Consider the following 5,675-nt stretch of genomic DNA (forward strand, 5'->3'; position numbering starts at 1 on the left):
AGCCAGCCCGCGAATACATCGCCCGCGAAGGCTACGATCCCGTCTACGGCGCCCGCCCCCTCAAGCGCTACCTCCAGCACCACCTCGAGACCCGCATCGGCCGTGCCCTGATCGCCGGGGAGGTCAGCGAAGGCGCGACCATCGAAGTCGGCCTCGAAGGCGGGGAGCTGACGGTCGAGATCCGGGAGGGGTCGACGGCAACGGTGGCCTGAGCACCTCGATCATCAGACGGCCGCCCGGCGCAGGCCGGGCGGGCATGCCTGCTGGATGAAGAAAGCACGATCAGGAGTCACAGCATGAAGCTCGATCAGATCGTCGTCCACAGCGACCCCGAGATCCTCGGGGGCACCGCGGTCTTCGTCGGTACCCGCGTCCCGTTGAAGAACCTGTTGGACTACCTTGAAGCCGGAGACAGCCTCGAGAAGTTCCTCGACGCATTCCCCACCGTCTCCCGGGAGCAGACGATCACGGCCCTCGAACAGGCCAACCAGTTCCTGGCCGCGAATGCGCGTGCTGCTGGATGAATCTCTCCCGCGTCAGCTCGCGCGGGAGATCTCTGGCCACGTCCCGGCGAAGTCTTGACTGTGACGGCAAGCTGAGCGGATGTGCTCTTGGCGCAGCCGCAAGACAATGGACGCCCAAGCGAGAAGCGCACTAGAATCGGCGGAATCGCGAGTCCCCAGTAAACAAAACGGCCCGGGATTGGCTCTGGAATCTGATGAAGGACGGAAACATCAGATAAAGGAGGTAAGATCATGCCTGTAGTGACTGATATGACTGTTATACAGGGAGATGTTAATCGGCGCGTCGGCGACAGCAACACTCTGTGGAAGAAGACGTTCTACACCCATGGTCGGCACCCTGGCGGCGCCGCCATCTTGATGTTGATGGTCAAAGGTCTGAACTGCGCCAAGGACCCAGTTGTGGTCAAGATCAACGACAAGTCGGTTGGGCACATCTTCCCTAACCGATGGGACTACGTTTCTCACCGTGAGCAGACCGTTGACCATTGGTCCACCCAGATCATCAACATCGGTCCCCGCATTCTGAAGAACGGGAACAACGAGCTGCAGATCGAAGCGATCGACTATCCTGAGAAGACCGATCAAGATCAGTTCGACGACTTCTTCGTGCGCGACGTCGTGTGTTTCTTCCAGCAGGCCGCGTAACCCCCAGAAGTGGTGTCAGGCACCACCAAACAGGTGACCGAGAACGACATCGCCGACATCGGCTCCAAGTGGACCGGCATTCCCGTGACCGGCTGGTCGAGGGCGAGCGGGACAAGCTGCTGCGCCTCGACGAGATCCTCCACCGCCTTATCGTCGGCTAGCTAGGACGAAGCCGTTCGGCTGGTCGCCGACGCGGTGATCCGCGCCCGCTCGGGGATCGAAGACTCGCGCGGGCCGATCGGCTCCTTCATCTTCCTCGGCCCCACCGGCGTCGGTCGGGCTCGAAGGCGGGGAGCTGGCGGTCGAGATCCGGCAGAGGTCGGTGGCTCAGGCGGTGGGCTGAGACCGAACCGCAGGCAGTGCATAGCTCGCCTGAGAGGTCCCTCAGGCGAGCTTCTTGTCGGCTTTTTGCAGGTCGCGAATCTGCTGTGCAACGTCGCGGCCGACTTCGAGAATCTCACGGGCTTTGGTCGGGTTCTCGCCCAGCAAAATCCGCAGCCCTACGGCCAGCGGCTCGAGTGCTTCAGCGCCTTCAGACCGGATCAGCTTGTCCAGTGCCTCCTCTGCATGTCCGGCTGCAGCCACTGAGATCAGCAGCTCTGTTGCCAGCTTTGCCGCAGCCTCGCTAGACGCCGCGGCACGGATCGCGGGCCGAGAGGCGTTCAAGGCGTCCGACCATTCGGTCTCGGTAACCATCTGTCGAATGACAGCGGTCAGCTCTTCTCTGTAGAAGTGAATCATGAAGATGACAACGGCGAGGACACGCTTCGCCTGGCCTCGCCGGCGCCGCATCAGGTAGTAGATGTTGAAAAGTCGCTCGGACGCCTGGTAGATGTTCAGGCGACCACGTTGCTCGACGATCTCGATGGAGCCTTTGTTGCCAAGGCGACTCAATAGAGAGCTCGTCTTGCTCACGCTCAATCGCGCGGCTCGAGCCACCTCCTGCGAGCTCGATGGATCCCATAGATCGAGAAGCGCAACGAAGACCTTGCGCTCCAGAGGTGCCAGGTGATCGAGGTAGCTCTTGAAGTACTCGGTGTGGTCGTCGATGAGCTGAACGAGTTGGCTCATCAATTCTTCGAACGACGTACCGGCGGCGAACTCGGCCAGCATCTTCAGCAGTCGTGGATTCCCCCCGGTCAGAATGTGCATCGGGCGCAGTCGTGAAGTCGGCGGATCTTCGCCGATAACTGCTTGCCACAAGGCTTCACACTCCTTCGTGTCCAAAGGCTGTAGCTGATGAATAGAGAAGAGCTCGAACCACGCCTTGTCGATCCTCTCGATTCCCTCGAACCGACTCGTCGCTGTGCCCAGGAGCATCACTCGGGGCTCGTTCAGCAGGGTATGGCGAAGGTCCCAATCGCCCGATCCCTTGATCTGCTCTCCGAGCAACATGTTCATATTCTCGACGATCATCAGGATGCGCTTCTCGGTCTCTGCCGCGAAGTCCATCAATTGCGCGAGGGTCCGCTGCCGTAGCCGAGCCTCGTCGCGCTCTTCTCGCAGTTCTTGATAGGCGCGGCTCCAGCGGTCATCCTGAGTCTGATCAGCCAAGTGGAAGAGGGCCTCGAGCCAGAACTCACCGGGGCTGGAGATCAGGTAGGACTCTTCGGCAAATACGATCGGATACCAATTCGCTTTGAGATCGGGGACTCGGCGGATCTCCGCAGCCACACGCCGTACCAGTGTCGTCTTGCCACTGCCCCGCGGGCCGACGACCAGGAGGTGCTGGTTCGATGCGGCGGTGTTCTCGCGTAGGACTTCCAGGATGAGCTCGAGATGATGATGGCGGACGACGAAGCCGTCGATCAACTCCTGGTCGCCGCGGATCCCAGGGTTGTACTTTAGCTGCGGTAGGCCCATGGTTACTCCCTACGTTCCAATGCAGGCACGAAAGCGAAGCCAAAGTGAGCGTGCCACCAGTCTCGGAGTAGCTTGGAGACGAAGGCGTAGCCGCCTTCGGGCTCTCTTTGCAGGTAGCCGTCATGTTCCAGGATGCCGAGGATCTCGCGAACTTCGTCTTGGGGCTTCTCGTCGTCAACCAAGTGCTCGCGGGCGAGCGCCAGGGCGGCTGTCGGCGTGAGCTCCCAGGACACGGCGGCTTCGGTGAGAAGGTCGAGGGCCAGCGGATGTAGATGAGGGCCCAGGACGAGCTTGAGCCGTTCTTCGAGATGGCTGAGTTCGGCGTGACCACGGACGCTGAGCATGTTCTGCTCATAGACCTCATCGATCAGCTCCCTGGTGATCGAGGTCAGCTTGCGGAGCTTTGCGGTCCGATAGAGGTTGTCGAAGAACATCTGCACGTGATGCGGGATGCACACCCCGAGGTGATCGAGCAGCGCTTCGATCGCCCCGGGCTGAAACTGGAGGCCGTAACCGTTGGCCAGGGCTTCGAGGCATTCGGCCGCGGTTTCGCGGTCCCAGGGGCCGAGCTCGAAAGGCGTCAGGACGTTGAGCGTGGCGCTCAAGCCCGCTCGGCGGAGGATGGGCTCGATGCCGATCGAGCCGGTGACCACGACCCGCACCTTGCCCCGGTGACGGATGCAGTTGTCCCGCAGCCACGACATGAAGGCGTCCGTCTCCCTGCGGCGATCGGGCGTGATCTGGAAGTCGTCCCCATGGAGGATCCGGCTCACCAGGATCGGTACCTCGTCCAAGAACACCACGACCTCCTTCTCCGCCGCGGCCAGGGTCTCGAAGAGTCGATCGCCCTTGGCCTGCCAGTCGCCGGCCGTGACGCCACTGCGCAGGGTGACGGTGAGGTCGTCGAGCTGAAGCGACTCGACCATGTCGACGGCCTGGCCGAGGACGCTCGAAAAGACACCCTTCGTTGTCTGCCAGAGCGATCCATGGGGGCGGGTCGCGATACTCAGCTCGACGATCGCGTCGGCGGGCGAGTGGGACTTCTGCAGGTCTACCTGGAGGCAGGTGAAGCGTCTTGCCAGACGCCGGGCTGCCTCTCGCATCAGGCTGGTCTTGCCGATCCGGCGCTGGGCCACGATCAACAGGTGAGCGCCCTCTTCCAGGTACTCGACCAGCAGCTCCAACTCAGCTTCTCGGTCCCAGAAGCGATCACCCTCGACCCAATTGCCGAGTGCGCGCTTGAGCTTGGCGTCGATCATGCCTCCTCCAGCAGATTCGTTGCCAACAAATCTGTTGCCAACAAATTTGTTGGCATGATACGCCTCTCAGGCTTCCCTGTCAACGACCCTGGCCGAAACGCACGGCGGCTTCAGCGAAGGCGCGACCATCGAAGTCATGGCCCCCCGCCGCATTCAAACCTCTGCTTTGCTGAGAGCCTGGCGAACAGTTTGGTTGCAATTCGCACCGGACCCCCTGTGCAAGGCACGACATGAATCTCGACCAAGTCGTCCACAGCGACCCTGAAATCCTCGGAGGCCCGCGGTCTTCGTCGGTAACTCGCGTACCGCTGAAGAATCTCTTCGACTACTCGAAGCCGGAGACAGCCTCGAGAAGTTCCTCGACGCGTTCCCCACCGTCTCCCGCGCGCAGGCGATCACGGCCCTCGAGCAGGCCAACCAGCTTCTGGCCGCGAAGTTGTCCGGCGAGGTGAGCTGGACCTGACCAAACTGCTCCAGCACAGGTACGCCTGGAACCGAGATCGCATGAGGTCTTGATGCGCCTCGCCAGGGCGATTTCGGACAGAGTCCTGGAGCACCTGCGCGAATGCGAAACGTCCGATTCCCAGGGAATCAGACGTTGTGCGAGCGCTGGGTGCTCCGATTTCCAGGGAACTAGAGGTTGTGCCGGAGCTGGGCGCCCTGATTTCCAGGGCATTGGCATTTGCGCGAACGATCAGTGTCGCCAAGACCAGGGAATCACCCGCCGCGCGAACGCGCAGCGCCCTGTTGCCCAGGGAGTGCTTCCGCCGTGCGGACGCGAAACGCCGAAGGACCAGGGAATCGGACTCACCGGGTCCGTCATCGGGTCTGAGAACCAGGACATCGCGGGCCCCGGGAGCGTCACGGCGGCTGAGAACCTGGACATCACGGACCCCGGGAGCGTCACAGCGGCTGAGAACCTGGACATCACGGACCCTGGGAGCGTCATAAGACTTGATGACCAGGGAATCGCCAGGGGCTCAAAGCGAGCAGCGTTTCATGACCTGGGCATGATCCAGCCGGCGGACCGCGCAACGCGTGATGTATGGGGAATCGCAGGTCTCGGGACAGATCGGCCGAGGTTGTCAGGGAAGGGCGGGTTGGATGCTCCAGCGCAGGTACGCCTGGAACCGGGAACGCAGCACACTCGAGTGCCGAGCTCGAGGCTCGACGGCGTAGTCGGCCTTCGCCCCGGCGCCCATCTGTCGCGCTGGTGGCGGGAACCGACCCCTGGTGAAGGACCTCGAGCGGGGTTGCCAGGACGTCAATGCGACTTGGTTGCGCCGCGAGGACAAGGACGATGTGAGTCGTCCAGACTGTCTTCGGTTGCCGTATCACCTCTCGATCGAGGGCCGGCTCGCGAACGCTCAGAGTCGCGGTGAAA

Annotated in this window: 5 protein-coding genes and 1 pseudogene; 4 read left to right on the top strand and 2 right to left on the bottom strand. The window is 62.1% G+C overall.

Annotation, left to right across the window (positions count from 1 at the left end; all coding sequences use genetic code 11):
- The 4 genes and pseudogenes from GY725_07365 to GY725_07380 form a co-directional block, all read left to right on the top strand.
- A partial coding sequence (locus GY725_07365) for a hypothetical protein (GenBank protein ID MCP4003998.1) occupies positions 1–212 on the top strand: 212 nt, incomplete at its 5' end.
- Positions 213–296: 84 nt separating this feature from the next.
- Positions 297–524, top strand: a complete 228-nt coding sequence (locus GY725_07370) for a DUF433 domain-containing protein (protein MCP4003999.1) — start codon at positions 297–299, stop codon at positions 522–524.
- A gap of 231 nt (positions 525–755) precedes the next feature.
- Positions 756–1,169: a hypothetical protein gene (locus tag GY725_07375; protein MCP4004000.1), complete on the top strand. Its 414-nt coding sequence runs from the start codon at positions 756–758 to the stop codon at positions 1,167–1,169.
- A gap of 27 nt (positions 1,170–1,196) precedes the next feature.
- Positions 1,197–1,448, top strand: a pseudogene (locus GY725_07380) (hypothetical protein).
- A gap of 105 nt (positions 1,449–1,553) precedes the next feature.
- Here GY725_07380 and GY725_07385 read toward each other — a convergent pair.
- Positions 1,554–3,032 (bottom strand): AAA family ATPase, encoded by a 1,479-nt coding sequence (locus GY725_07385; GenBank protein MCP4004001.1) that lies wholly within the window; start codon positions 3,030–3,032, stop codon positions 1,554–1,556.
- Between the two features lie 2 nt (positions 3,033–3,034).
- Positions 3,035–4,288: an ATP-binding protein gene (locus GY725_07390; GenBank protein MCP4004002.1), complete on the bottom strand. Its 1,254-nt coding sequence runs from the start codon at positions 4,286–4,288 to the stop codon at positions 3,035–3,037.
- Between the last annotated feature and the right edge of the window lie 1,387 nt (positions 4,289–5,675).

The organism is bacterium (assembly GCA_024226335.1).
In the GTDB taxonomy this organism is placed as follows: Bacteria; Myxococcota_A; UBA9160; order SZUA-336; family SZUA-336; genus JAAELY01.